The organism is Fluviicola chungangensis (genome assembly GCF_007558725.1).
GTDB lineage: Bacteria > Bacteroidota > Bacteroidia > Flavobacteriales_D > Crocinitomicaceae > Fluviicola > Fluviicola chungangensis.
On record NZ_VLPL01000009.1, the window covers coordinates 53,890 to 80,661 of the forward strand.

The following is a 26,772-nucleotide window of genomic DNA, read 5'->3' on the forward strand; positions in this document are numbered from 1 at the left end:
TGCAGTAACTTTATTCATTCAAATTACAGCTTTATTTCATTCATTCATTGACCGAATACTTCATCCAACTCACGGTCAATCACACTTAAAACGAACACCATGCGCAAAGGATTTGTATTTACACCCTATTCCGCTCCTGAGCAATCTCCTTTTGATCGGCTCTTTGAGATTTTTAAAGAACTTATTACACACACTTCCGGTGATTTTGATGAGGCCATTGAGTGGCTTCGTGTCCTGGACAAAGAATATGAGCTCACCACTCCCGATTACACTATTGACGATTTTGTGGAAGATCTTCGCAAAAAGAACTTCATCCGTGACAAAACGGGTCAGGAAGGAAGCGGCGGAGCGGAAATTACCGCTAAAATGGAACGGGCAATCCGTCAGCATGCTTTGGAGCAAATTTTCGGGAATCTGAAGAAAAGCGGAATCGGGAATCACCGTACCAAGTACAGCGGAAACGGAGACGAACAAACAGGAGATTACCGCCAATTTCATTTCGGAGACGGATTGGAAAAGATTTCCATGACGGAAAGTCTGCGAAATGGGCAAATCAATAACGGGATGGGTGAATTTCAACTGCATGAGCGTGACCTGGTCGTAGAAGAAAGTTTCTACAAAGCACAGATGAGCACCGTTTTGATGATCGACATCAGTCACAGTATGATCCTGTATGGCGAAGACCGCATTACTCCGGCAAAAAAAGTGGCTATGGCTTTGGCAGAACTGATCAAAACCCGTTATCCGAAAGATACGCTGGATATTTTGGTGTTCGGGGATGATGCGTGGGCTATTGAAGCAAAAGATCTTCCCTACCTGGAGGTGGGACCCTATCACACCAATACGGTTGCCGGACTGGAATTGGCAATGGATCTGTTACGCAGAAAACGCAACACGAATAAGCAAATCTTCCTGATCACGGACGGAAAACCGAGCTGCGTAATTGAGCCGGATGGCTCTTATTACATGAACTCAAACGGTTTGGACAAATACATCGTGGACAAATGCTACAGGACTGCACAACAGGCGCGTAAACTCCATATCCCGATCACGACCTTTATGATCGCCCAGGATCCGTATTTACAGCAATTCATCCAACATTTTACAGCGGCAAACCAGGGAAAAGCATTTTACACGGGAATCCAGGGATTGGGGCAAATGATCTTTGAAGATTACCAGGCAAACCGGATTAAACGAATCAGAGGATAGAAAAGGTTCAAAGGAATTCAACTGAGAATGGAGAAAGTAATTATTCATGAACAATTATCAAGTTAGTTTATAGTGTGCATCAAAAACTATTGAACTATTGAACTATTGAAACAAATTAAACACACACATTGAAACAACACGTATGGAATCAATTAAAACACTGGGTGAACTAAAAGCTTCGGGATACCAGACAAAAAGCGTTAAAGAAGAATTGCGATCGAACTTAATGGAAACATTCAAGTCCGGAAAACAGGCTTTTGAAGGAATACACGGATATGAGAATACCGTCATTCCGGAATTGGAACGCGCCATTTTGGCAAAACACCATATCAACTTACTCGGATTGCGTGGTCAGGCAAAAACACGCTTAGCACGGTTGATGGTCAATTTACTGGACGAATGGATGCCGATCGTCGAGGGTTCGGAAGTGAATGACGATCCATTGGCTCCGCTTTCCCGTTATGCAAAAGACCTGATAGCGGAACATGGAGATGCGACTCCGATCGCCTGGATCCACCGGGAAGAACGTTTTGCTGAAAAACTGGCCACACCGGATGTAACCATTGCAGACCTCATCGGGGATGTGGATCCAATCAAGGCTGCGAACATGAAATTGTCTTACGCGGATGAACGGGTAATCCATTTCGGAATGATCCCGCGTGCAAACCGTTGCATTTTTGTGATTAACGAATTACCGGATCTCCAGGCTCGAATACAGGTTGCGTTGTTCAATATCCTGCAGGAAGGCGATATCCAGATTCGGGGTTTCCAGTTGCGTTTTCCAATGGATATTCAATTTGTATTTACGGCAAATCCGGAAGATTATACGAATCGCGGGAGTATTGTAACTCCGTTAAAAGACCGCATTGGGTCCCAAATCCTGACGCATTACCCGGAAACGATCCGGGTTGCACGCACTATTACCGAACAGGAAGCAAAACTGGAAGGCGATCAGAAAGAAAACATCACTGTTCCGGGATTAGCTATGGACCTGATCGAGCAAATCGGATTTGAAGCCCGCAACAGCGAGTACATAGATGTTAAAAGCGGTGTAAGCGCCCGCATGAGCATTTCGGCTTTTGAAAACTTAGTGAGTGCCGCGGAATTGCGTGGCTTGAAGAGTAAAAGTCCGAAAACCAGTGTTCGACTGGCAGATTTCCAGGGAATCATTCCTGCACTGACAGGAAAAATGGAATTGGTTTACGAAGGCGAACAGGAAGGAAGTACTTACGTGGCCGAGCAATTGATCGGAAGGGCTGTCAAAACCCTGTTTGAAAGTTATTTTCCGAAAGTGGAGAAACTGGAAAAACCAGGGGAAAGCGGACCTTACCAGGAAATCGTGGATTGGTTCTTCGAACAGGATGAATTTGTCCTTTCGGAAGATGCAGATGATCTTACGTATCATGCACAACTGGATTCCATTATTCCTTTGGAAGCACTGATCCAAAAATACCAGCCGAAAGTAGCTCCGTCCGAGAAACATTTCCTGAAGGAGTTTGTTTTGTGGGGATTGGTAGAAAGCAAAAAACTAAGCAAATCACATATGAATAACAACACTACGTTCAGTGATCAATTCAGTTCCTATGTACGCGGTGGATTAAATTAATCTCCAATTGATGAAAAAAAGAATCCTGCTTACTTTCGGAATTATCACATTAGTGGTATTCGGAATGATCTATTATTTCACTGATCATTTTCATGTACCAATGTGTTAGAAGAGACGGACATTCCGATTCATCCGATCAACTAAAACAAAAAAGGGAACCCGCATGAGGTTCCCTTTTTCATCAGTGTAAAACCGATGATTATTTTCCAGCCAATGTAATGGTTGTTTTTCCTTTTGTTGTGCTAGTATTGCTTCCGGAAGTATATGTATTTCCAATTTCAGCTTCTAACTGCAACTCATCTTTCTTAGACTCTTTAACAGTATAGACCATTACGTTCTCACCTGTCATGTAAGTATCAGAGCTTGAAGATGTCTGAGTTGTGCTTCCTGCAGTGTAAACTGAAGTAGTTGATTCAGACAATGTATTGAACATTACGCGCTCATTCTTTTTGAAATCATCACCTTTCGTTTTTCCAACAAAAGCCCAAGTTCCACTTGCAGTCATTGTCACTTTAGTTGTTGTGTTCACTCCAAAAACTACATCTGTAGTAGTAATGTCTCTTGTAGAAGTCCATGTACCATCTTTATCGATCGTCATTTCGTTCATATTAACTGTACCTGTTTGAGTTGTTGTAGTTGTTGACCCACCGTTTGGAGTATCTTCCGTTGTCATAGTAGCAGTCGTTTCTGTCAACGATGTTGTGTAAACAGTTTTGTCACCGTTTGATTCTGTGTCAGTTTCTGTCTGGCTGTACTCGGTTACTTTCCACTCATTAGCCATTTTACCTTTAGTTGATTTACCACAAGAAGATAATCCAACAGTTAAAAACGCAACACTTAAGGTGCAATAAAAAATCTTTTTCATTATTGTAAGTTATAAATTAGTGAGGCAAATGTACCACTATTCTTACAAAAGCCAAACTTTTAACAAAAAGATAACCAGTAATTTCCTGATATGCCTGTCAGTTTAAGTTCCTGTTAACAAGCGGGAAACCCGATTTATTAAGAATTTAGTTCATTTCCAGGGAATTTTCGTGAAGTAGAATGGATTCTCGTATTAACATTTCGGATAAATCCGGTTTTGAATTTTAGCTTTAATTCCAGTTTCCCGTTCTTCATTCCATTCCCGTTTTTTGTTTTATGAGATAAACACGCCGGCTGGTTTGTATTGTCCTCCTCATTATGCACTTGCTGCAAGCTATCCGATTCAACCATTCACCTTCAAAAAATGAGTATTCAGTCAACAGACTAAAAATAATGTTGCTCTTTTTTGCACAAAACGGCTTAAAATGCTGACCTTTGCACTAGAAAATATATTCAGAATGATTCGATTCATCTTTTTGGCTCCACTAATCGCTCTTGCCTTTGGTTTTATGAAGGAGGAAAAAAACAAGTTCCCTATTGAAAGCACGCTACCCGTTCACCCGCACGAATTGGACGATACCCTGCGCATCAATGACCTGATCTTTGCGGATTTCTTTTCACCGAACGGTGACGGATACAATGACCATTTCATCATTTTGAATGTATTGAACTACCCGGGGAATTACCTGAAAGTATTCAACCGCTGGGGAGAAACGGTTTATTATGCTTCCCCATATCTGAACTTGTGGGACGGCAAATCAAACCAATCGAACCCAATGCTCGGTGAAGAATGTTCACCCGGGGTTTATTATTTTGAATTCAACGACGGAATGGGAAATATTGCGTCCGGGAAAATAACATTGAAACGATGAGAAAAATTTACTTCCTTTTGGTGTTCCTGACATGCACCTTTGTCTCCCATTCACAATTAAGAAGTTTGTATAACCAATACATGCTGAACCAGGCAGTATTCAATCCGGGTTACATGGATATTTCAACCCGGTTCAGTGCCACATTGAACTTTAGAAAACAATGGATGACTACGCCAGAAACTCCCATGACCTTTACTGCGAACGGGCATTACCACTTCACCAAAAATCACGGTATCGGAGCAATTGCAATCAGTGATTTTGCTGCAGGAGTGAACTCCCTGGAGATCGGAGCAGTGTACAATTATCACATTTGGCTGGGCGAACGGACAGCACTCGGATTAGGAGTTAAAGTGGGGTATCAGCAACGTTCCCTACAAACAGACTACATTTATTTCAGTGAAAAAGAGCCGACTTTAGATAACCGTGTTTCCAGAGGTGTAAACCTGGGAGTCGGTCTATCCATTCAATCTCAAAATTTTGACTTCGGGGTTTCGATGCCAAGTATATTCGACAATGCATTGGCCAATCCTTCAAATATTTACACTACCACATACAATCATTTCTATTCGCACATTGGTTATAAGATCCGTTTCAACGACAACATTATTTTGTATCCCACAGCCATGGTACGCATGGTGAAAGGCTCACGTTTGAATATGTCTTTTGACGGACACTTCTTATTCGGTCAACTGGTTTGGGTTGGCGGCGGGTACCAATCAGACAATTCAGTAACGGGAAGTTTGGGTTTCTTTTTAGAAAAAGGATTGCGTATCGTTTATACCTACCAGACAAGTACATTCAGTCCGCATAAGACCACCCTGGAGCACACACATGAAATCACGTTAAACTTTGCACGAACGATTGATGATCTGCCATTCGCCAAACGGAAGTACACTACCCGAAAAGGAGGACAGTTCCGCAAGAAGCTGAAGTGGTAAATAAATCCCGGGCAGCTTAGTCGCAGCCCTTTCATCCATCTATTTAAGGGAAATTAAAACGGGATCCTGTCTCTACTCCTTGTTTTTCTTCGTTCGGAAAATGATGATCGGAACGATAAAAATGGCAAGGGTTAATCCGGAAATGAACAGGTCGAATTGCTCCGATTCAATCCACCCATAAGGTCTGATCAAGTACCCGGCAGCATTTGTATATTCGGTAAGTTTAACCAACAATGCCAAACACAATTTCACTCCTAAAATACCGATTACCAGGAAAGCTGAGTTTTCGAGAAAGGGATATTTCTCCATCAAGACCACAAAATATTTCGCTACATAACGCATCGCCAAGATTCCGATAAACACACCGGTACAAATCAGTATCACATTGTCTGAATAAGCTACGACCGCAAAAATGTTATCAATTGAGAAAACAATATCCATAAACTCCACCGCCAACACCGTAGACCAGAAAATACCAATTACACCGACAGTTCCGCGGTAAATGAAACTTTTCTTTGTGACTTCCACTTCCTCGTCTATTTTTTCCTGCACACTTTTCGCCGCGAAATGCTTCACAGCCATGTAAATCAGGTAAGCTCCCCCAATCGGTTTGAACCACCAGATACTCAGGATCGATTCCACCAGTACCAAAGCAAGTCCGCGGAAGAGATATGCACCGAGAATTCCGTATTTCAACGCTTTTGCCTGTTGCTCTTTCGGCAGATCTTTTACCATGGTTGCAAGTACCGCCGCATTGTCGAATGACAAAATAATTTCAAGCAATAAGATACCAAGGATCAACAAGATAGCATTCACCGGATGTTCGGTCATTAGTGCTGCAAATTCATGGAATTGGTTCATCATAGGATCCTGCGTATTCTGGGTCTGCGTCTTAACAGGTCGTAAAGATAGGATTAATTGAAAAGTTAAAATGGAGAATTGAAAGGTTTTCTGAAAATCATCCCGTTACTTCTGCGTTAATTCCCTGTGTAATTGAATTGTAACTCCCTCTTCAAAAGCTGTCGCTTGTCCCTCCTTACTTCCGCACTAACGTTTGTCGTAACTCCCTCTTCAAAAGCTGTCGCTTGTCCCTCGTTACTTCCGCACTAACGTTTGTCGTAACTCAGTCTTCAAAAGCTGTCGCTTGTCCCTCGTTACTTCCGCACTAACGTTTGTCGTAACTCAGTCTTCAAAAGCTGTCGCTTTTTCTTATATTTGTTTTATGGATTTCCAACTCACTTCTGAATTTAAACCGACAGGTGATCAGCCTGTTGCCATTGAACAATTGGTTAGCGGAATCCGCGACGGACATTTTGCTCAAACCTTGTTGGGTGTGACCGGAAGCGGAAAAACCTTTACGATGGCAAATGTAATCCAGCAGGTGGAAAAACCAACCCTGATATTGTCCCACAACAAAACACTGGCTGCCCAGCTTTACGGCGAGTTCAAACAGTTCTTCCCGAATAATGCGGTGGAATACTTTGTGAGTTATTATGACTATTATCAGCCGGAAGCCTATTTGCCGGTCACAGATACCTACATTGAAAAAGATTTGCAGATCAATGATGAAATTGAAAAACTGCGGCTTTCTGCTACTTCTGCCCTGCTCTCAGGAAGAAGGGATGTAATTGTGATCGCTTCCGTAAGCTGTATTTATGGTATCGGAAACCCGAACGAATTTGCCAATTCCATTATCCCGATCCGGATCGGTCAGTCGTTCCCTCGCAATAAATTCCTGCTTCGGTTGGTCGAAAATTTATATTCCCGTACGGAAGCCGAATTCAAACGCGGGACCTTCCGTGTAAAAGGCGATACCGTGGATATTCACCTAGCGTATGCCGATTATGCATTACGTGTAGAGTTTTGGGGAGATGAAATTGAACGCATCCGCACAATCGATCCCGAGAATAATTCCGAAATAGAAGTTTTCCAGGAAATCAATATTTATCCCGCAAACATTTTCGTTTCCAGTCCTGAGACCACTCGAAGAGCAATTGACCAGATTGGTGAGGACATGGTCATCCAGGTCGAAAATTTCAAACGTGAAGGAAAAATACTGGAAGCAAAACGCCTGGAAGAACGCACCTCTTATGATATGGAAATGATGCGTGAATTGGGTTATTGTTCCGGAATCGAGAACTATTCACGCTATTTCGATCAACGCGCACCGGGAACACGTCCCTTCTGTTTGTTGGATTACTTCCCGGATGATTATTTGATGATCGTAGACGAAAGTCACGTTACCATGCCTCAGATCCGCGCCATGTATGGAGGTGACCGCGCACGCAAGATCAACCTGGTCGACTACGGCTTCCGAATCCAGGCTGCGATGGATAACCGCCCTTTGATGTTTGAAGAATTCCAGTCATTGATCAACCAGATCGTATATGTTTCTGCTACTCCAGCCGACTTCGAACTGGAGCAATCCGAAGGGGTGGTAGTGGAACAGCTGATCCGCCCTACCGGCTTATTGGATCCTATCATTGAAGTGAGACCAAGTTTGAACCAGATCGATGATTTGGTCGAGGAAATGCAATTGCGCATTGAAAAAGACGAACGCACCCTGGTAACCACGCTGACCAAACGGATGGCGGAAGAACTCCAGAAATACCTGGACAAACTCGGAATCGCTTGTCGTTATATCCACTCGGATATCGATACCATTGAGCGCGTAGAGATTTTACGCCAGTTGCGCTTAGGCGAATTCGATGTCCTGATAGGGGTAAACCTGCTGCGTGAAGGACTGGATTTACCGGAAGTGAGCCTGGTAGCGATCATCGATGCCGACAAAGAAGGATTTTTACGAAACGAACGTTCGCTGGTACAGACAGTTGGCCGTGCAGCTCGGAACGTCAACGGGCGCGTGATCATGTATGCCGATAAAATGACCGATTCCATGGCGCGGACCATTTCGGAAACGGAGCGCAGAAGAGCGATGCAAATGGCATACAACGAAGCGAACGGCATTGTTCCGACTGCATTGAACAAGTCCAAGGAGGTCATCCTCAAATCCACGAAAGTGGCTGACGGTGATCCGGAGACACGTTCACAAAAAGCATATTACGCTCCGAACGAATCCGGATTAGTGGCTGCGGAGCCGTTAGTAGATTACCGCGATCCGGAAGAACTGGAAAAAGCGATTGTTGCGAAGCGTAAGCAAATGGAAAAGGCCGCGAAGGACTTAGACTTCATTGAAGCTGCGCGCTTGCGGGATGAATTGTTTGAATTACAGGCTCGTAAAAAGTAAATTTATTTAACGAAGATGATACAATCATAGACTGTAGACAACAGACTGAAGACTTTAGACAAAATCGTGTCTTTGGTCTTAAGTCTTCCGTCTTTAAGTCTAAAAAAACTGAAGCATGAAAAAAATAATTCTCCTTACTACCCTGACACTTGTTCTTTTCGCCTGCAACAAACCCCTCTTGAAATACAATTCCGACTTTGAAGGGACCTGGTATAGCGAACCACAATACAATTCGGTGATGGGTGTTTTTGTAAGTGACGAACTGGTCTTTTCCGGAAAAGAAGGAAGTTACCAGGTAGATTGTCAAGATACCTGTTCAACCAACTTATGCGAATGCACGGGTAAAATCACCGGAACACCTGAAATCAATAAGCAGCACACGATCATTCGTTTAAATTCCCAAACTCCCCGCACCTTTTCGTTGGACGCAGAACCTTACGAACAAGGCGGTTCCTGGTATATGGAGGTGGATGGGAAGAAATATAAGAAACAGTAGGAACACGACGCATCGTGCCTGCTGTTTATGAATCACATACGTATTATTGCACCTCAGTGCACAATGTTTTTCCGTTACCTACCATTTTTCGGCGAACGGTACCCCTATTTTCCGCTCAGTGATTAATTTCGCAAACAAAAACTATGAACTTCAAATCTGTTTTGGGTGCGTTGCGTATTGTCGCAATATTGGAAGGGATTTCCTTTCTTTCGTTTTTGGTGACCATGCCTTTGAAATATATGATGGACATTACCGCTCCGAATAAGATCGTAGGAATGGGTCACGGGTTGTTGTTCATTGCCTATGTCTTTTTGGTGTTCTGGGCTTCGACGGAAACCAAATGGAGCGCCAAAACCAAAATCTGGGCGTATGTGGCTTCCCTGCTCCCTTTCGGGACCTTTGTAGCGGATGCGAAAATTTTCAAACCGACGCAGGAATCCCTGAAATCCATCTGATTTTAGTACCTTCGCTCTTAATATGGATACACGAAAACTGATCGAAGTGTGCTATACTCCGGGTGAGTATGCTTATTTTAAAGATGAATTTGAGATTGTGGTAGTGATTGATGTGTTGCGTGCAACCTCAGCTATCTGCGCTGCTTTCGACAACGGAATTGCATCCATCATTCCGGTTCCAACCGTGGAAGAAGCCTGGGAATACAAGCAAAAAGGCTTCCTGGCGGGTGCGGAACGAAAAGGTCAGATCGTGGAAGGTTTCGACTTCGGGAACTCCCCTTTTTCCTATATGAAGGAAGAATTCAAGGGACAGGAAGTCGTATTGACTACAACCAACGGAACGAAATCCCTCGATGTTGCAAAAGATGCGGAGATCGTAGTGGTCGGTTCCTTTTTAAACCTCAATCATTTGAACCAATGGCTGGCAAAGCAGGACAAGAACATTTTGTGTTTGTGTTCGGGCTGGCAGGATAAGTTCAACCTGGAAGACACTATCTGCGCAGGAGCCATTTGTGATCACCTGATTAATACCGGTAATTTCACTTCCGTGGAAGATTCATCTATTGCCGCAAAATACCTGTATCTGTCCGCAAAAGACAATTATCTCGGATTTTTAAAGTCCAGTTCGCACAGAAGACGATTAAAAAACTTAAATTTGAATGAAGACATCAAGTATTGTTTGACACCGAACCAAACAAACGTGATTCCAATTTTAAGAAATGGTAAACTCGTCAACATTTCGGAGAACTAGCACTATTTTACTACTGAGCCTGTTCCTGACAGGATTCGGGGAAGCAGCTCCCTTACCTGATTACAGTAATTTTCCACAGCCGGCTCTTTGGGGATTTTTCGGACATAAACGCATTAACCGGGTGGCTACTTTTACGCTGCCACCGGAAATGTTCGGTTTCTTCAAGGAAAACATTGATTTCATTACGGAACATGCCGTAGATCCGGATAAACGGCGCTACGGTGTAGACGGTGAAGCCCAGCGGCATTACATCGATATTGATCACTACGCGATAAACGGACAAAATCCGTTTGAAGTTGTTCCGAAAAAGTGGAATGACGCCGTTGCCAAATTCACGGAAGATACGCTCCAGGCTTACGGAATTGTTCCCTGGCACATTTTGGTGATGAAACATCGCCTGCAGAAAGCATTTGAATCGAAGAACATCGACCTCATCCTGAAAAATGCAACGGAGATCGGACATTACATCGGGGATGCACATGTGCCCTTGCACACCACGGAGAACTATAACGGACAACTGACAGGCCAGCGCGGAATTCACGGTTTGTGGGAAAGCCGGATCGTGGAATTGAACTCGGAAGACTACGATTATTTTGTCGGGAAAGGAAAGTACATCCCGGATGTCCTGGAATTTGCCTGGGACGCAGTGAAAGCTTCCAACGCAGCGGTGGATTCTGTTTTAAGCATGGAAAAAGAATTAACTGCTGAATTCCCGAGTGATCAGAAATACACCTATGAAACGCGTGGAAATGTGGTGATCCAAACCTATTCCAAAGGGTTTTGCGATGAATACCAGAAACGCATGAACGGCATGGTAGAGCGTCGTATGCGCCAAGCCATTATTGCAGTCGGGTCGATTTGGTATACTGCCTGGGTCGATGCCGGTCAACCGGATCTTTCGAAATTAACGAACAATCCTCCTTCCGCAGAATTACTCAAAGAGTTGGAGGAATTAGACCATTTGTATCAACACAGCGACCATAAAGGAACGATTTGTGATTAAACCAATCTGGGAATTATGTAATAATTTAACCGGATAAGAACAAGGAATCTGTATGATTTACATTACCTTTATTGCCTAATTATTGAAAGTAAACTATGACAGTAGACACAAACATGGTGGTTTCCTTGAGTTACAAGTTGACCAATCACAAAACGGGTGAACACATCGAGGAAACATCGGAAAATCAGCCAATGGAATTTTTGTACGGAGTGGAGCGCATCATTCCTGCTTTTGAAGTGAACATTCACGGATTGAAAGCCGGTGACACGTTTGAATTCGATATTCCATCTGCGGAAGCATACGGCGATAAGAACGATGACCATGTAGCATTGATCCCGATCTCTGTATTTTTCGATGAGACCGGGAAAGTAGACGAAACACAAATCAAGGTCGGTGCTATTTTACCGATGACAGATAACGAAGGAAATCATTTAAGAGGAACGATCTTGGAAATGACGGATGAAACCGTAACCATGGATTTCAATCATCCGCTTGCAGGAACGGATTTGTTGTTCAAAGGGACAATCCTGGATGTAAGACCGGCAACAGATGAAGAAATTGCGCACGGGCACTCACACGGTGCACACGGGCATCACCACTAAACAAGTTTCGATACTCAAAAAGGTTCAAAAGGTTCAAACGTTAAAATATTTGGGCCTTTTGAGCGTTTGAGTTACCGAACTTTAAAAAAGCCACCATGAAAAGCACCTTGATTATACTTTCTTTTCTTTCAATCGGAATCACATCTGTCTACGCACAATCGAGCAACCGTTACGATTGGGGAATCGAAGGCGGACCGAACTTCAGTACCATGATTGTAAAGAACAATCCTTACGTTAATCCAAAACCTGCGATTTTCGGTTCGGGCGGTTTTATTTTTCAATACAACACCAAAAAAATCCTTTCGTTTAAAACGGGCTTTTCATTCCAGCAAAAAGGAGCTCAATCTGAAAACGCTATTTTTACAAACGCTCAGGGTGATTACATCGGTACGGGAAAATCAATCTCTACTTATGATTACATCACTTTACCCTTATTGGTGAAAGCCTCTTTCGGTAAAAAAGTCCAATTCTTTGTCAACGCTGGTCCTTATGGCGGATTTTTGTTGGCTCAAACCGATCGCTGGAAGTTGTCGGGATACCCTGACCATGTGACTAAAAATGATTTCAAATATTTGAAGCGCTGGGATTTCGGTTTTGCCGGAGGAATCGGAGTTTCCATCCCGATCAAGGAAGTCTGGGCAATCTCTGTGGAAGCACGCAACTATTCCGGAATCTTAAATCTCAATACGGCAGGTGTCGAAATGCAGGTTCAGGGGAATGGTTCCAAAATATACACAAATACAACTGACTTACGCATTGGAGTTGTATACAAGCTTGGCTTTCGCGATTCGGAATAAGCATTAACCAAAAACCATCATGAATCAACAAGTAAAAGCACTCCTGTTCCTTTTATTGATATTGCCGCAATTAACGTATTCACAAAAAGGTAAACTGGAAATTGGAATGGAGGGCGGCCTAAATTGGTCAAACTTAAGCAAGGAGCGTTTCAAATCGGATTATAAGCGCAAGATCTACGGAGCCGGAGGAATTACGATTCAGTACCATTTTTCCAAATTCTTCTCCCTGAAAACCGCGGTGAACTATGAAGCGAGAGGCTTCAGCCTGCCGATGACACTCACCTATCCCGATCACATTGAATACCCCTGGTTTTCCACTCGTTTCGATTTCCTGACAATTCCGCTGATGGGGCGCGTTACAATCGGTAGCAAAGTGCGTTTTTTCTTCAATGCCGGTGGATACTTTGGATTTGCCATGGACAAAAGCGGCCACCTGGAAGGAGATGATCCCGGTTTTAACAAGTTACACCTTACTTATTTGAAGGATTACAAAAAAAGAGATGCCGGTTTGCTTGCAGGAATAGGGATTAGTGTTCCGCTAAACGATGTGTGGGCACTTTCACTGGAAGCAAGAGGTACCATCGGATTTGCTGATTTCACGGAATCAAACATTACCAGAAGATGGGAAGGTGCCAATGTTTTATTCGGAGTCAGTCATCACGTAAAACCGAAAGACCCCGAAAATACTTCTTTTCAGAATAACCGGATTACCATCGGGATCAGCGGAGGACCAAACTGCACTTTTGCCCGCGGAGAAACTTCTCCCGGACCGAATTACACCTTTAAAACATATCCCAACGCCGGTTCTTCTTATGAATTGGCTCTTCAATGGAATTTCAAGAGACGGCTTTCCATACGATCCGGACTTTTATACGAACAAAAATCGGTTGTTTGCAATACCTACTATACATCTCCTGGTTGGGAACAACTCATCAATCACCACTTGGTTTCAACATTTGATTACCTGACAATTCCGGTATTGGCAAAACTCACATTCGGAAAGAAAGTCCAATTCTTTTGCAATGCAGGTTTTTTCATCAGTATCTTAAATAAACAACAAGATCAGATCAAAAGCAATTACGCCCTATTTGTTTACCCATATACCGGATATGAGTTTTCGACCACGGAGGTAACCCAAAACAATCGTACCATGTATAAAAAGACCGATTCAGGTTTAAGCGGTGGAATCGGAATGGGCATTCCGATAAAAAAACGGTTCTGCGTATCTGCAGAATGGAGGCAGAATTACGGAATGAAGACTATTTTTAACCTCGACAACTGGAAAGGACAATACACCGGAATAAAAAACGGCCGCCTTTTAACCAATTCAATGGGCTTTTTGGTTGGAATTTCATACAGGCTTAGTTTCCGGGAATCAACTAAATAATTGATTAACTTTCCGTATGAAAAAACCGGTTTGCTACATATTATCCGGCCTTGGAGCAGACGAACGTGTCTTCGATCAAATCGATTTCGGTGATTTTGCCCCTGTTTTCATTCCCTGGGAACCCGTTGAACACAGTCAATCATTCGAATCGTACGTTGAGCAACTGAGCCGGCAGGTGAAAAGTACACACCCCATCCTGATCGGGATTTCTTTCGGAGGGATTATAGCCCAAGAAATGAGCGCCTTGTTTGGAAATTGTCCGGTCCTGATTATTTCGAGCATTCAAAACCGTTCGCAGCTCACCCCGTTTATGCGCTTTAGTGGAATGGTCGGATTGTACAAACTCATTCCGATAAAACGGGTATTAAAAAACAAGCGCATCAATTATTGGCTTTTCGGAACAAAAAGGGAAGATGAGAAAAAAATATTGGATCGGATTCTTGCAGATTCGGACCCGTTATTTACTCAATGGGCAATCAAACAAATCACAACCTGGAAACGAACAGAACCCATTCCCGCTAAGTTACTGCACATTCACGGAGATGCAGACCGCATTTTCAGAATCGGGAGAGTGAATCCGGACTATATTATTCCGGGAGGAACACATTTCATGACCGTCTCAAAACACGAAGAAGTAAGTAGTGTGATTCGCGAAGCTTTAAGCAGTATTACACGTTCTCTCCCCTTGAGGGGAGAATAAGAGGGGTGGCCATCCCCCTTTATCCCCCTTCAAAGGGGGAAAACGAAAATTCCCCTACTAGCAATTCGTAATTATTTAAAGCCTTTCATCCTCAAAAATCACTTTCCCCTGAATTTACTGGCATTGCTGGAAACAACTTAGTAATTTAGTCCCATAATCTCTCGCTAATGATTCAAATTTCACACCTCAGTAAGTCTTTTACCTTAAACAGGCAGCAGAAGAAGGAGTTGGGAACAACCCAAAACTCTGTTCTTGCCGTAGACGATATCAGTTTCGAATGTCTGCCGGGCCGGGTGCATGCATTGCTTGGACCCAATGGCGCCGGAAAAACCACTACACTTCGCATGTTATCTACGATCTTCAAACCTACCAGGGGAACCATTATCATAGATAACATCGATGCTGTAAAAGATCCGCAGGAAGCCAGAAAACACATCGGGTTTCTGACTGGGTCTGCCGGATTGTACGCACGTCTGACTCCCAATGAACTCATTGCCTATTTCGGTGAATTGTACGGTGTTTCCAGAAACGACATCGAAATGCGTAAGAAGAAACTGTATGATTTGCTCGACATGCACGATTTCCAGAACAAACGTATCGGGAAGTTGAGCACCGGGATGAAACAAAAGGTTTCTATTTGCAGGACCATGATCCACGATCCGCAAGTCGTTATTTTCGACGAACCTACCAGCGGGCTGGATGTCATCACGGCAGAAAACATCATTCAACTCATACGCGATTGTAAAAACCAGGGGAAAACCGTCATTTTTTCCAGTCATATTATGGGAGAAGTCGACCTCTTGTGTGATGATATTACGATCATTCACAAAGGAAAAGTACTTTATAATGACACCATGGAAGCTTTCCGTGCTCAGCAACAGACCCCGAATCTCACCGCAGAATTTATCCGAATTGTTCACGACCAAAAAACTGAAGTCCAATGATCTTTACAGTATTTAAAAAGGAATTACGCGATACTTTAAGAGATCGCAGAACGGTGATGATGATGATCGTTATCCCGACCCTGGTATTCCCGATGATCATGAGTATCTTTATGTCAGTATCCGAGAGTTTCGAGAAAAAAGCTGCGGAGAAAAAAGTGAAGATCGGTTTGGTGAGCAACCAGGCAGGAAGCCTGGAATCTGATTTGCTGAAAGTTCCGGAGGCACTTGGAAAAAAAGAATTTATCCCGTTTACAGATACCATTTCCCTGGTTAAGGCAATTCGTTCGGATTCGATCCAGGTCGGGATTTATATTCCAAACAATGCCGAACAATTGAAGCGTACTATGAAACCGATTTCAGTAACTGTTTTTCATGACGGTACGGACCTGGGAATGAAAGAACGAGCAGATGCTTACCTGACATTCATCCAGGAGAACTGGAAAAGGGAACGTTATGCCGAACTGAAAATTGACGAAGCAAAAATAACCCCGTTCATCCTGGAACATTCCAATGTGGCCTCCAGTAAAGAAATGATCGGAAAACTGGCCGGAGGATTCCTTCCCTACCTGTTCATCGCTTTCGGATTCATGGGCTGCATGTTCCCTGCGATCGACTTATTTACCGGTGAAAAGGAACGCTCAACCATTGAGACCTTACTGACAACTCCGGTTCCAAGATGGAAAATCCTGTTCGGAAAAATGGGAGTCGTTGTACTTTCCGGTTTACTGGCAGCGACTTTCAACTTGCTGGGAATTTATTTGTCCATCGAAGTACTGAATATTGTAAAAGATCCGGTTGTACTGCAGGCAATTAAAGACATCCTTTCACCGACATTTATTATCATGCTCTATGCCTTACTTTGTCCGCTAATCATTTTTTTCGCTGGAATTATGATTCCAATTGCCGTTCGGGCGAAAAGCTTTAAGGAAGCTCAAAGTATCATTTCTCCGCTTAACCTCTTGATCATTCTGCCAGCCATGGTAGGATTCTTCCCGGGAGTAGAATTAAATGAAGTGACGGCCCTGATCCCGGTAGTGAACATTGTTTTGGCAACGAAGGAACTGATCGCCGGAACGCTGGAATGGCACCTGGTGGCAATGGCTTTCGGTGTGATGGTCTTACTGGCTGTGATTGCGATCATGCTTTCGTACCGTAAATTTGAAAATGAGAATAATGTAATCTCGTAATTTTACCGCAAAGAGTGAACGCTTCCGCTGTAGCTTGTGCCATCGCTAAAGCTAAGGCGGCATGCGATCAGCGAAGGAGCAAAGGGCGCAAAGGAAACGGATAAAAACTTTGCGTTCTCCTTTTCTTTGCGGTGAATAAACGTAAATTCGTGTCAAAAGAATTATGCAGTTGATACATCCGTATTTGGAACAAGCTGTCCAGGAAGAAATTTCGTATTCCCGAGCACTTGCTGCTGAAAACCTAAAGGCTTCTCCCAATGAACTGCGGAAACAGGGCTTGAGTTTATTTCCATGCGAAATTGCGGATATCAGAAGTGGTATTGACGGCGATTTCTACCAATTGGAAACTTCGTTTGTGATCAACAATACCTATTTTAAGCGAGGCGCCACTGTTTTATTGCATGTTGAGAGTAAAAGCTATAAAGCACGAATTGTCGAACTAAATGCATATTCGCTGCTCCTTTTCTGTAAGGAAGAGCCGGAAGGAAACCTGAGAGAACATTCGGTGCGTGTCGATTTCACACCGGACGACCGCACACTGGAATGTATGCAACTGGGACTTCGTTTCCTGAAGGAACACAAACAACTGCAGGAATTTGAGAGCAGTTTTCAAACCGAAAAAGCACCTCATTTGTTTAAACATCCGGCGCTTAACCGTTCGCAACAGGAAGCAGTCGGCGCCATTTTAAGCCCAGAACTGACGACCGTTATCCAAGGCCCGCCGGGAACTGGAAAAACCCATACTCTTTCCATTGCCATTGAAGAGTTGGTGAAACGGGGAAAAAAAGTACTTGTTACGGCTCCGAGCAACACGGCTGTTGACAACCTCTGTAAAAAGATCGTTGCATCCAAAATTTCCTTGTTGCGTATCGGAAACAATGAAAAAGTGGCCTCTGAAATCATGCCTTTTACCATCGATGCATATTTGGATTCGGGGAAAGCTGCTCAATATGGGCAGACGTTGAAAAAACAGATTCAAAAAGCCGAACAAATCGCTAACCGGTATATTCGCAATTATACGAAAGAAGCAGCAGATGAGCGGAGAAACGCCCGAAAGGAGTTACGCGAATTGCAGAGGGAACTTCGAAAACTGGCGCACGATTCCGAAGAGCAATTGATCGAATCCAGTTCGGTTGTTGCCGGAACGCCGGTTGGTTTATTCAATGTCCTTTCCAAAAACCATTCGTTTGATGTGGTGATTATGGACGAAGCAGGGCAAGGATTGGCACCATTGAGTTGGCTGGTTGCGAGTTTCGGCAAGAAATTAGTCCTGTGTGGCGATCCTCAACAGCTGCCACCGGTTGTTTTGAGTACAAAGGCATTTCAGCTGGGTTTAAGTAAAAGTTTGTTGGAAACGGCAGCTGCAATCCGGAAACCCATTTTACTGAATGAACAATACCGGATGTCCCCAGAAATTGTTTCCGTTATCAATCCCTATTTCTACCAGGGACTTTTACAAACAGTAGCAGATATGCCCCCGGGTCAGATCCAGTTTATCGATATGGCGGGTTTCGGAAACGGAGAAACTCCCAACGAAACCACCGGAAGTTTTGAGAATGAAGATGAGATCGGAATCATTCAAAAATTAGTGGAATCAGAATCTCTTGACCCGAAACGCACAGTTATCCTGGCACCTTATTCCGCCCAAATAGCCCGTTTACAAAAAGAACTGGGCAATAAATGGAAGGTTTCTACGATTGATTCGATCCAAGGACAGGAAGCAGAAAACATTGTCGTAAGTTTCACCCGTTCTAACCCGGATGGAATTATTGGTTTCTTAAGTGATTATCGCAGAACCAATGTAGCTATTTCACGCGCAAAAAGAAGCTGTTATTTAATTGGCGACAGCGCTACCCTGGGGAATGATGCGTTCTATTCGGAACTCTTGAATGAAATTGAACAACACGGGGTTTACAGAAGTGCATGGGAGTTTAATCTTTAATTAAAATTGTAAACTGGATAATTGAAAAAGGAATTGCTGATTTCTCAGAACGACCCTCCTTAACTTCAAATCCCCCTTTCCAATTTTGAATCATCCATTTTAAACAAAGAGCTGTGCTTTCGCCGAATAATCAATGATTTTGATTTGAATAGTTGTTCCTGAATTTTCACCTGTGTTCTTACCCACTATGAAACTTGCATCAATTTGTTCGCATAAGGAACGAATCAATTCAAAGCCAAGCGTATTGTTGTTTTGCTTATCCGTTTGGATCCCTGGTCCGTTGTCCGTCAATTCGATTTGGAGAGAATGACCGATTTGAGAAACATGGATCGTAACTACTAATTTTTTTCCGGGCACCATTCCGTGTTTGTATGAGTTCGTTATCAGTTCATTCATGATCAAACCAATCGGAACAGCTTTGGAAATGGGTAAGATCAATTCCGTGGAATCCACTTCGAGTACCACATCGGCATCATCACCAAAAGCATGTTCGACGTTCCGGATCAATTCCACCAGGTAATCCATCATGTTCAGGTTCCCGACTTTCGATCCGGAATACATTTGCTGGTGTACCAAAGCCATGGAATAAACCCTTCCGCGACAATCTTCCAATGCGTCTTTGACTTCCTGGGAAGTGGAATTGTTTTTCCTGATATTGATCAGACTGGTGACAATATTCAGGTTGTTTTTCACCCGGTGATACAGTTCTGCCAACAGCAATCGCTTTTCATCAATGACATTCCGGATTTGTTCTTCCTGACGAATATTTAACCAGGTAATCACGGTAATTTGCATCATGCCGCAGAAGAAAGCGAAAAGCCCGTTAAATACTTTCAGGACAGCCATGGTCGAATCAGGAATTTCAATAGGATAATACTTTGGTCCCAGGATAATGAGAAAACCGATCGTAAGGAAATAAATAATACTCCAGGTTATCAGGTGACCGAATACTTCTTTCCTGCCATAAATCTGAACAATCGAAAGCGTGAGCGGGAAGAAGTACATCAGTACATTGCTTTCCAATTGCATGAACATGGTTGCAACTCCCAACAAATAAATGCCAATTGCAAAAAAGAGGTAAGATGCAAGAATAAATTTGCTCCAATAGTTCAATAAAAAAACGGCTGTTGCCAAACCCAACACCACAAAAAAATGGACATTCAGGAACTGAAAACCTATGATATTGAAGACGATTAAGCAGGCGATGACATTAAAGGAACCTATCAAACTCAGGAAATTGACCTTACGAACTAAATTCTTCTCCCATTCGGGCATTGTCTCGGGCCATTTTAGTCCTAATTTGTTGCTTATCACACGTTTCAGTTTCGGCTAATATACCAACATTTTTCAAAAAAATTGTGGGATATTCAGATAAGCTATATACATTTGAAGCAAATTAATAGACTCGATTCATGCCTATACTTAAGACGTCACTTCACACAGTCTTGCTTTTTGCATTTTTGTTTGTCACGAACTTCGTTGATGCTCAGCCATATGTTCTGGGAAATCGTAAACCGTATTCCTGGATGATCGGTTTAAGCTGGACAGCTGTAGAGGACGATGGTCGTGGATTATGTCAGCCATTTGACGTGGCACAGTCCTGGAACTACGAATATTTCCCTACGCGTATCATGGTCGATAAGTATTTTAAATACGGGTTGAGTGCTGAATTTTCGGGAGCATATGTAACGTATAAACCTGCGAAATTAATCAATGATACCGTTGGTCGTTCGGGCGTGTTTTTGGCCCTGGACCTGAATTGCAAATACAGCTTTTATCCTTTGATTACTCCGCGTTGGGTTGACCCGTATGTTTCTTTGGGAATTGGGATGACACAGCGCACCACAATGCCGGGAGTTACTGCGCTTACAGGAAATATCGGTTTGGGAGTGAATTTATTTTTCTACCGAGGCCTGGGATTCCAGATCCAGACTTCAGGAAAATTTGCGTTTACCGGCGGTACGTTGGCAGGTGGAAACTATTTACAGCACAACCTGGGTTTTGTTTATAAATTCAACTCGGGTGCCCGAGGAAGAGAGAACTTCAACAAAAAGCGTTACAAGTGGACGAATAAAAAACAGAAGTTCAAAGGCAATAAACGAGGAGGATAATTTAATTATCAATGAGTTAATTATGAATTATCAAGTAAGCTTTGGCCTCTTGATAATTCATTCATTGATAATTACCCTTTTAGTCCCATCATTAACAAATCGATGTCTTTGTATTTCAGATCGAACACGCGTCCCAGTACCTCGCTGACCAAAATTCCTTTGTAGATATACACTCCGGAACGGAATCCGTGATCATTGCGGATCAAATCCAGACATCCTCCCGATTCGCCCATATCCATCAGGATCGGGGAAAAGATATTGGACAAGGCAAATGAAGCTGTTCTTGGAACCCGGGATGCAATATTCGGAACACAATAGTGTACTACTCCATGTTTCACAAAAGTAGGATTGTTGTGGTTTGTCACCCGGGAAGTTTCAAAACATCCTCCCTGATCAATACTCACGTCAACAATCACAGACCCTTCTTTCATGTTCTCCACCATTTCTTCGGAAACCACACATGGTGTGCGTCCCAAAGGCGAACGAATCGCTCCGATTACCACATCGGCCCGCATGATGGATTTCGCCAACACTTTCGGTTGTAAAACGGAAGTATAGATCCGTGATCCCAAATCGTTCTGCAAACGGCGTAAACGGGATAAACTGTTATCAAACACTTTGACAGATGCTCCCAGTCCCAACGCGGCACGTGTAGCAAATTCACCAACCGTTCCGGCACCCAAAACAACGACTTCTGTCGGCTGAACTCCGGCAATCCCACCCAACATAATTCCCTTTCCCTCGTTAAAGGAAGACAATAACTCACCTGCAATTAAAATCGAAGTGGTTCCTGCAATTTCTCCCATCGTACGAACGACAGGAAATACTCCCTGCTCATCTCGAATATAGTCCCAGGCAATTGCCGTTACTTTCTTTTCAATTAGTTTCTGAAGGATGCTTTTGGGCTGAATGCTTAATTGCAATGCCGAAATCAGGGTTTGGTTCCCTTTCATCAGGTCCACTTCTTCTTCGGAAGCAGGTGTGACTTTCAGGATGATATCACATTCAAAGATTTCCTTATTGGACGGACATAGTTCGGCACCTGCCTCGGAATATTCACGGTCGCTGAATTTACAGGATTCCCCTGCCCCTCTTTCTACCCGGACATCGTGTCCGTTTGCGACTAAAAATGAAACAGCTTCCGGAACCAATGCTACACGGCGCTCCTGGAAACTCAATTCTTTGGGGATCCCGATTACGAGGCGCCCTTTTTTCTTAGCAATTTCGAGCATTTCTTCCATTGGAAGAATATTGCCCTCTTTCAACAATTGTTTGAGTAATTCCGGGTCCTTTACCATAGTCTGTGTCCAATTTTAGCCAAACGAAGATACGAAAAAAAGGAATATGGAAATCGGAGTAAGCAGAAGGTTTTGTGTTAAATAAAAGAGGTGAATAGAGGGGATTTGAAATCTTCAGTTTCAAAAATCGATTTTACACAAAGTGTTGATAATTAGATTTTTAAATTTAAATCTGTTCGTATCTTTGGGAACACCCAAATTTCCAACTTCCCAAACCCAAATGACGAAATCGTACAAAATAAATCAACTTACCGAAACTACCCTATCCCCATTCGAACTTACCGAAATCCTCACCGTCACTACATCTTCCGGCAACAAGGGCTCAATAATCTCAGCCCATTCTACAAAACAAGTTGCTCCGGAATACAACAACTCCTCGATTCCTGCATCCATCGCTTCTTCTATTGAATTTAACCGGTACACATCGAAATGCATGACTTCACCGTAATAAGGTGAATCATACGTATTAACCAACGAATACGTAGGCGAACCCTCCGGAGACTCAATCCCCATTGCACGCAAAACAGCTGAAATCAAGGTGGTTTTTCCAGAGCCCATTTCAGCATAAAAAGCGATGACTTTTCTATTCCCGATGGTTTCCAATAATTCTTTGGCTACAAACGGAATATCCTCCAATTTATGGGCAATCAATTCTTTCACTTCGACTGCAAAATTACAAAAGGAATCAATAATTCCTCCATGGAAATTCCCCCATGCTGGAAGGTGTCATTGTAATAGTTTACAAAGTGATTATAATTGTTGGGGTAGACGAAATAGTCTTGTTCACGGGTAAATACAAACTCAGCCGATAAACTTGATTTCGGCAAACCTACTTTATCCGGATGTTTGATCGTAAAGACTTCTTTGTCCTTATAACTCAGGTTTCGGCCGGTTTTATAACGCAGGTTGGTATTGGTGCTGCGGTCTCCGACAATTTTCACCGGGTTGGTTACCCGAACCGTTCCATGATCTGTGGTAATGACCACCTTTCCTCCTTTTTCGGCAATTTTCTTAAACATTTCCTGTAAGGGAGAATGCTCGAACCAGGATAGAGTCAATGAACGGTATGCCGCTTCGTCTGCTGCCAATTCTTTAATCATGTCCATTTCCGTGCGTGCGTGCGAAAGCATATCCACGAAATTATAAACGATCGCATTCAGCTGGTTGTCCCATAAGGTATGGAATTGATCCACCAGTTTTTTCCCGGCCTCCAAGTTTGTTATCTTGTGATACGACCATTTCACGTTCTTTCCGTTTCGTTTCAGGTTTCCTTCGAGGAAGGTTGCTTCGTGCATATTTTTTCCGCCTTCGTCTTCCTCATTCAACCATTGGTTCGGGAAACGCTTCTCAATTTCGGAAGGCATCAATCCTGCAAACAGGGCATTCCGTGCATAATGAGTTGCTGTAGGTAAAATCGAATAAACAATTTCTTCCTTTTCAATATTGAAATAATTGGAAAGGATCGGTTTGAGAACCTGCCATTGATCGTAGCGCAGGTTGTCAATCACCATCAGGAAAATACGTTCATCCAATAAAGGAAAAACCTGTTCTTTCAGCAAATGATGCACCATGTCCGGTGCTTCTTCCCTGCCATTGAACCAATCTTCGTAATTGTTCTCGATGAAACGACAAAATAAATCGTTTGCCTCTTTTCGCTGGGCATCCAGGATTTCACGCATTCCCTGGTCTTCAATTCCTTTGAATTCCAAATCCCAATAAGTCAGCTTCTTGAACACATCTTTCCATTCTTCTGCATCCAGGCGACCATTCAATTGCATTCCCAACTGACGGAATTCCTGCTGGTAGTTTGAATTTGTTTTTTGGGAAACCAATTTCCGGTGGTCCAGGTTTTTCTTCAGGCACAGCAATAACTGATTCGGGTTAACCGGTTTGATCAGGTAGTCGGCGATTTTACTTCCGATTGCTTCCTCCATAATGGATTCCTCTTCACTTTTGGTAATCATCACAACCGGAGTCATCGGTGTAATTTCCTTGATACGTGCTAATGTTTCCAATCCGGAAATACCTGGCATGTTCTCATCCAAAAAGACAATATCGTAATTGTTTTCCTGACATTTTTCCACCGCTTCACTACCGTTATTAATAAGTTCCACACTGTATCCTTTTGCTTCCAAAAAGAGCACATGTGGTTTCAGGAACTCCATTTCGTCGTCTGCCCACAGAATCTTTGCTTGCATATCCTAAAGATTAATTAGCTTTGATATTAGATTTATAAAGGTATTCAATTGCGCACAAACACACATCGAAATAATAAAAAGAAAATCATCAACGACCCCGTTTACGGTTTTATTTCAATTCCCGACGAATTTATTTTCGATTTGGTGGAGCATCCATTCTTCCAACGGCTTAGAAGAATCAAGCAATTGGGAATGACTCACCTGGTCTATCCCGGCGCTTTGCACACGCGTTTCCATCATGCAATCGGTGCCATGCACCTCATGTCACAGGCTGTAGCCGTGATTCGCAGAAAAGGCCATGAAATTACCGAAGATGAAGAACGCGCCGTATTGGTCGCCATTTTACTGCATGATATCGGACACGGGCCTTTCAGTCACGCATTGGAATATGATATCGTAAAAAATGTCAGCCACGAACAGATTTCGTATTACTTTATTCAGGCGTTGAAACTGGATTTCCCGGACAACTCTGACGACCTGGAACGCGCTCTGATGATCTTTGCCAATAAATACCACAAAACCTTCCTGTATCAATTGGTTTCAAGCCAGTTGGACATGGATCGACTGGATTATCTGACACGCGACAGTTTTTTCACCGGCGTTTCCGAAGGAATTGTGGGAACAGAGCGTATCATCGAAATGCTGAATGTACACAACGACCAGCTGGTAATCGACGAAAAAGGTATTTACAGCATCGAAAAATTCCTCGTGGCAAGACGTGTGATGTACTGGCAGGTTTATTTACATAAAACCGTTGTTTCAGGCGAATTTATGCTGATTAATATTCTGCGCAGAGCAAAAAAACTGATCCGCGAAGGGCAAACCCTGTTCGGAAGTCCGGCCCTGCTTTATTTTATGGAAAAAGACATCCAAAAAGTAGATTTTGAAACAAAACCGGAAGTGCTGCAAACCTTTGCCCAGTTGGACGATTTCGATGTCATGGGAGCTGTAAAAGTATGGCAGAACCACCCCGACAAAGTATTGTCCATTCTTTCCCGGAACCTTGTTGACCGCAACCTGCATAAGGTGGAGATCGCGAAGGAACCATTCAGTCCTGATCGTATTCTGATGGAAAAGGAATTGGTGCGTACTCAATACCAATTAGACGACGAAGAGATTGACTACTTTGTTTATTCCGAACAATTGACAAACAACGCATACAGTCAGGTGAAACAAACGATCAACCTCCTGAAGAAAGACGGACAAACGATTGATGTATCCAAGGCTTCGGACAACCTGAACATTTCTGCATTGGCACAACCTGTGGAGAAGTACTGCTTGTGTTACCCGGTGGTTCGGCATTAAGAATCGAAAAATACGGAGTCTTCGGGAGGAGAATTACAACCCACCGGCCTTTCTTTCGTTTACAAGAACGGCAACCTGTATGAAGAAAGCTACATGAGTGAATATGAACCGGGGAAGTGGAAAAAATTTGATATTGATTCAAAAATCCAGTCCTAACATCTTAAAATCCTGAAGTCCTGATATCCAAAAAAATCGTTTATTTACACAAAATTTAAAGCTTATGATGATTGTATGGATTATTCTTGGTGCGATTGGAGGATTGATTGCCCTGGTGTTGATTATTGCTGCTTTCAGCAAGAAAGAATTTGCCGTTGAACGAACTGTTACAGTCAACAAACCACTACCTGAAACGTATGATTTTCTGACTTCGCTCCAAAAGCAGAACCAGTGGAGCAAATGGGCACAAATGGACCCGAACATGAAAACAACCTACATCGGAACAGACAAAACCGTTGGATTCATTTCCAAATGGGAAAGTCCCCACAAACAAGTCGGTGAAGGAGAACAAGAGATCAAAAAACTGATCCCGAATCAGCGCATTGAAAACGAGCTGCGTTTCGAGAAACCTATGAAAAGTGTTGCAAACGCGTATTTCACTGTAGCTTCCGAAGGAGATGAACATACGCATGTCGCGTGGGGATTCACCAGCCGAACTCCCTGGCCGTTCAATGCCTTCATGCTTTTCTTCAACATGGAAAATGCCATTGGAAAAGATTTTGAAGAAGGATTGGGGAATATGAAAAAGATGATAGAAGCCGAGTAATCGGCTTTTTTATTGCAGTTCTTTTTTCCCATTGCGCAAAAAAGAACCAAAAAAGGCTAGTCGCTCGCAAACCGAATGACCCATTAGCAGATCGTTC

Annotated in this window: 25 protein-coding genes; 19 read left to right on the forward strand and 6 right to left on the reverse strand. The window is 43.1% G+C overall.

Annotation, left to right across the window (positions count from 1 at the left end; translation table 11 throughout):
* Positions 1-99: 99 nt before the first annotated feature.
* On the forward strand, positions 100-1,209 hold the full coding sequence (locus FO442_RS15970) for a vWA domain-containing protein (protein ID WP_144334220.1): 1,110 nt from the start codon (positions 100-102) through the stop codon (positions 1,207-1,209).
* A 142-nt stretch (positions 1,210-1,351) separates the two neighbouring features.
* Positions 1,352-2,815: a P-loop NTPase family protein gene (locus FO442_RS15975; protein WP_144334221.1), complete on the forward strand. Its 1,464-nt coding sequence runs from the start codon at positions 1,352-1,354 to the stop codon at positions 2,813-2,815.
* Between the two features lie 199 nt (positions 2,816-3,014).
* Here FO442_RS15975 and FO442_RS15980 read toward each other — a convergent pair whose 3' ends face one another.
* Positions 3,015-3,596, reverse strand: a complete 582-nt coding sequence (locus FO442_RS15980; RefSeq protein ID WP_246073871.1) for a hypothetical protein — start codon at positions 3,594-3,596, stop codon at positions 3,015-3,017.
* 541 nt (positions 3,597-4,137) lie between these two features.
* On the opposite strand from FO442_RS15980, the gene FO442_RS15985 reads away from it, so the two are divergent.
* Both FO442_RS15985 and FO442_RS15990 read left to right on the forward strand, forming a co-directional pair.
* Positions 4,138-4,551 (forward strand): T9SS type B sorting domain-containing protein, encoded by a 414-nt coding sequence (locus tag FO442_RS15985; RefSeq protein WP_186280191.1) that lies wholly within the window; start codon positions 4,138-4,140, stop codon positions 4,549-4,551.
* The gene (locus FO442_RS15990) at positions 4,548-5,489 is read left to right on the forward strand and encodes a PorP/SprF family type IX secretion system membrane protein (RefSeq protein ID WP_144334224.1); all 942 of its coding nucleotides are present in this window, start codon (positions 4,548-4,550) and stop codon (positions 5,487-5,489) included. The genes FO442_RS15985 and FO442_RS15990 overlap by 4 nt, the downstream gene beginning before the upstream one ends.
* A 72-nt stretch (positions 5,490-5,561) precedes the next feature.
* Here FO442_RS15990 and FO442_RS15995 read toward each other — a convergent pair whose 3' ends face one another.
* Positions 5,562-6,353 carry a TerC family protein gene (locus FO442_RS15995; protein ID WP_144334225.1) on the reverse strand — a complete coding sequence of 264 codons (792 nt, stop codon included), beginning with the start codon at positions 6,351-6,353 and terminating at the stop codon, positions 5,562-5,564.
* A 358-nt stretch (positions 6,354-6,711) separates the two neighbouring features.
* On the opposite strand from FO442_RS15995, the gene uvrB reads away from it, so the two are divergent.
* The 12 genes from uvrB (at position 6,712) to FO442_RS16055 (ending at position 19,000) form a co-directional block, all read left to right on the forward strand.
* Positions 6,712-8,736 (forward strand): excinuclease ABC subunit UvrB, encoded by a 2,025-nt coding sequence (gene uvrB, locus FO442_RS16000; RefSeq protein WP_144334226.1) that lies wholly within the window; start codon positions 6,712-6,714, stop codon positions 8,734-8,736.
* Between the two features lie 115 nt (positions 8,737-8,851).
* Positions 8,852-9,232, forward strand: a complete 381-nt coding sequence (locus tag FO442_RS16005; RefSeq protein WP_144334227.1) for a hypothetical protein — start codon at positions 8,852-8,854, stop codon at positions 9,230-9,232.
* A gap of 143 nt (positions 9,233-9,375) precedes the next feature.
* Positions 9,376-9,687: a DUF3817 domain-containing protein gene (locus FO442_RS16010; RefSeq protein ID WP_144334228.1), complete on the forward strand. Its 312-nt coding sequence runs from the start codon at positions 9,376-9,378 to the stop codon at positions 9,685-9,687.
* A gap of 22 nt (positions 9,688-9,709) precedes the next feature.
* Positions 9,710-10,438: a 2-phosphosulfolactate phosphatase gene (locus FO442_RS16015; protein ID WP_144334229.1), complete on the forward strand. Its 729-nt coding sequence runs from the start codon at positions 9,710-9,712 to the stop codon at positions 10,436-10,438.
* The gene (locus FO442_RS16020) at positions 10,407-11,441 is read left to right on the forward strand and encodes a zinc dependent phospholipase C family protein (RefSeq protein WP_144334230.1); all 1,035 of its coding nucleotides are present in this window, start codon (positions 10,407-10,409) and stop codon (positions 11,439-11,441) included. The genes FO442_RS16015 and FO442_RS16020 overlap by 32 nt, the downstream gene beginning before the upstream one ends.
* Before the next feature lie 95 nt (positions 11,442-11,536).
* Positions 11,537-12,043: an FKBP-type peptidyl-prolyl cis-trans isomerase gene (locus tag FO442_RS16025; protein WP_144334231.1), complete on the forward strand. Its 507-nt coding sequence runs from the start codon at positions 11,537-11,539 to the stop codon at positions 12,041-12,043.
* 95 nt (positions 12,044-12,138) lie between these two features.
* Complete coding sequence (locus FO442_RS16030) at positions 12,139-12,840, forward strand: porin family protein (RefSeq protein ID WP_144334232.1); 702 nt, start codon at positions 12,139-12,141, stop codon at positions 12,838-12,840.
* Positions 12,841-12,859: 19 nt separating this feature from the next.
* Positions 12,860-14,227, forward strand: a complete 1,368-nt coding sequence (locus tag FO442_RS16035; RefSeq protein WP_144334233.1) for an outer membrane beta-barrel protein — start codon at positions 12,860-12,862, stop codon at positions 14,225-14,227.
* A gap of 16 nt (positions 14,228-14,243) precedes the next feature.
* Positions 14,244-14,927 (forward strand): alpha/beta fold hydrolase, encoded by a 684-nt coding sequence (locus FO442_RS16040; protein ID WP_144334234.1) that lies wholly within the window; start codon positions 14,244-14,246, stop codon positions 14,925-14,927.
* A gap of 167 nt (positions 14,928-15,094) precedes the next feature.
* On the forward strand, positions 15,095-15,871 hold the full coding sequence (locus FO442_RS16045) for an ABC transporter ATP-binding protein (RefSeq protein WP_144334235.1): 777 nt from the start codon (positions 15,095-15,097) through the stop codon (positions 15,869-15,871).
* Positions 15,868-17,058 (forward strand): ABC transporter permease, encoded by a 1,191-nt coding sequence (locus FO442_RS16050; protein WP_144334236.1) that lies wholly within the window; start codon positions 15,868-15,870, stop codon positions 17,056-17,058. Before FO442_RS16045 ends, FO442_RS16050 begins: the two co-directional genes overlap by 4 nt.
* 163 nt (positions 17,059-17,221) lie before the next feature.
* Positions 17,222-19,000: an AAA domain-containing protein gene (locus FO442_RS16055; RefSeq protein ID WP_144334237.1), complete on the forward strand. Its 1,779-nt coding sequence runs from the start codon at positions 17,222-17,224 to the stop codon at positions 18,998-19,000.
* Between the two features lie 99 nt (positions 19,001-19,099).
* On the opposite strand, the gene FO442_RS16060 is transcribed toward FO442_RS16055, so the two are convergent.
* Complete coding sequence (locus FO442_RS16060; protein WP_144334238.1) at positions 19,100-20,314, reverse strand: sensor histidine kinase; 1,215 nt, start codon at positions 20,312-20,314, stop codon at positions 19,100-19,102.
* 98 nt (positions 20,315-20,412) lie between these two features.
* Here FO442_RS16060 and FO442_RS16065 point away from each other — a divergent pair, with 98 nt between their 5' ends.
* Complete coding sequence (locus FO442_RS16065) at positions 20,413-21,111, forward strand: hypothetical protein (protein ID WP_144334239.1); 699 nt, start codon at positions 20,413-20,415, stop codon at positions 21,109-21,111.
* Between the two features lie 71 nt (positions 21,112-21,182).
* Here the strand turns inward: FO442_RS16065 and FO442_RS16070 are convergent, their stop codons facing one another.
* The 3 genes from FO442_RS16070 to porX form a co-directional block, all read right to left on the reverse strand.
* The gene (locus FO442_RS16070) at positions 21,183-22,409 is read right to left on the reverse strand and encodes an alanine dehydrogenase (RefSeq protein ID WP_144334240.1); all 1,227 of its coding nucleotides are present in this window, start codon (positions 22,407-22,409) and stop codon (positions 21,183-21,185) included.
* A gap of 243 nt (positions 22,410-22,652) precedes the next feature.
* Positions 22,653-23,069, reverse strand: a complete 417-nt coding sequence (gene tsaE / locus FO442_RS16075) for a tRNA (adenosine(37)-N6)-threonylcarbamoyltransferase complex ATPase subunit type 1 TsaE (RefSeq protein WP_144334241.1) — start codon at positions 23,067-23,069, stop codon at positions 22,653-22,655.
* On the reverse strand, positions 23,066-24,607 hold the full coding sequence (porX, locus tag FO442_RS16080; protein WP_144334242.1) for a T9SS response regulator signal transducer PorX: 1,542 nt from the start codon (positions 24,605-24,607) through the stop codon (positions 23,066-23,068). The genes tsaE and porX overlap by 4 nt, the downstream gene beginning before the upstream one ends.
* A gap of 48 nt (positions 24,608-24,655) precedes the next feature.
* Here porX and FO442_RS16085 point away from each other — a divergent pair, with 48 nt between their 5' ends.
* Both FO442_RS16085 and FO442_RS16090 read left to right on the forward strand, forming a co-directional pair.
* Complete coding sequence (locus FO442_RS16085; protein ID WP_144334243.1) at positions 24,656-25,912, forward strand: HD domain-containing protein; 1,257 nt, start codon at positions 24,656-24,658, stop codon at positions 25,910-25,912.
* 220 nt (positions 25,913-26,132) lie between these two features.
* The gene (locus FO442_RS16090) at positions 26,133-26,675 is read left to right on the forward strand and encodes an SRPBCC family protein (RefSeq protein ID WP_144334244.1); all 543 of its coding nucleotides are present in this window, start codon (positions 26,133-26,135) and stop codon (positions 26,673-26,675) included.
* Positions 26,676-26,772 lie beyond the last annotated feature (97 nt).

Excerpts from the sequence above, each read along its gene's own strand:
- FO442_RS15970 (WP_144334220.1), top strand. The coding sequence starts at position 100 with ATGCGCAAAGGATTTGTATTTACACCCTATTCCGCTCCTGAGCAATCT.
- FO442_RS15975 (WP_144334221.1), top strand. The coding sequence starts at position 1,352 with ATGGAATCAATTAAAACACTGGGTGAACTAAAAGCTTCGGGATACCAG.
- FO442_RS15980 (WP_246073871.1), bottom strand. The coding sequence starts at position 3,596 with ATGGCTAATGAGTGGAAAGTAACCGAGTACAGCCAGACAGAAACTGAC.
- FO442_RS15985 (WP_186280191.1), top strand. The coding sequence starts at position 4,138 with ATGATTCGATTCATCTTTTTGGCTCCACTAATCGCTCTTGCCTTTGGT.
- FO442_RS15990 (WP_144334224.1), top strand. The coding sequence starts at position 4,548 with ATGAGAAAAATTTACTTCCTTTTGGTGTTCCTGACATGCACCTTTGTC.
- FO442_RS15995 (WP_144334225.1), bottom strand. The coding sequence starts at position 6,353 with ATGATGAACCAATTCCATGAATTTGCAGCACTAATGACCGAACATCCG.
- uvrB (WP_144334226.1), top strand. The coding sequence starts at position 6,712 with ATGGATTTCCAACTCACTTCTGAATTTAAACCGACAGGTGATCAGCCT.
- FO442_RS16005 (WP_144334227.1), top strand. The coding sequence starts at position 8,852 with ATGAAAAAAATAATTCTCCTTACTACCCTGACACTTGTTCTTTTCGCC.
- FO442_RS16010 (WP_144334228.1), top strand. The coding sequence starts at position 9,376 with ATGAACTTCAAATCTGTTTTGGGTGCGTTGCGTATTGTCGCAATATTG.
- FO442_RS16015 (WP_144334229.1), top strand. The coding sequence starts at position 9,710 with ATGGATACACGAAAACTGATCGAAGTGTGCTATACTCCGGGTGAGTAT.
- FO442_RS16020 (WP_144334230.1), top strand. The coding sequence starts at position 10,407 with ATGGTAAACTCGTCAACATTTCGGAGAACTAGCACTATTTTACTACTG.
- FO442_RS16025 (WP_144334231.1), top strand. The coding sequence starts at position 11,537 with ATGACAGTAGACACAAACATGGTGGTTTCCTTGAGTTACAAGTTGACC.
- FO442_RS16030 (WP_144334232.1), top strand. The coding sequence starts at position 12,139 with ATGAAAAGCACCTTGATTATACTTTCTTTTCTTTCAATCGGAATCACA.
- FO442_RS16035 (WP_144334233.1), top strand. The coding sequence starts at position 12,860 with ATGAATCAACAAGTAAAAGCACTCCTGTTCCTTTTATTGATATTGCCG.
- FO442_RS16040 (WP_144334234.1), top strand. The coding sequence starts at position 14,244 with ATGAAAAAACCGGTTTGCTACATATTATCCGGCCTTGGAGCAGACGAA.
- FO442_RS16045 (WP_144334235.1), top strand. The coding sequence starts at position 15,095 with ATGATTCAAATTTCACACCTCAGTAAGTCTTTTACCTTAAACAGGCAG.
- FO442_RS16050 (WP_144334236.1), top strand. The coding sequence starts at position 15,868 with ATGATCTTTACAGTATTTAAAAAGGAATTACGCGATACTTTAAGAGAT.
- FO442_RS16055 (WP_144334237.1), top strand. The coding sequence starts at position 17,222 with ATGCAGTTGATACATCCGTATTTGGAACAAGCTGTCCAGGAAGAAATT.
- FO442_RS16065 (WP_144334239.1), top strand. The coding sequence starts at position 20,413 with ATGCCTATACTTAAGACGTCACTTCACACAGTCTTGCTTTTTGCATTT.
- FO442_RS16070 (WP_144334240.1), bottom strand. The coding sequence starts at position 22,409 with ATGGTAAAGGACCCGGAATTACTCAAACAATTGTTGAAAGAGGGCAAT.
- porX (WP_144334242.1), bottom strand. The coding sequence starts at position 24,607 with ATGCAAGCAAAGATTCTGTGGGCAGACGACGAAATGGAGTTCCTGAAA.
- FO442_RS16090 (WP_144334244.1), top strand. The coding sequence starts at position 26,133 with ATGATGATTGTATGGATTATTCTTGGTGCGATTGGAGGATTGATTGCC.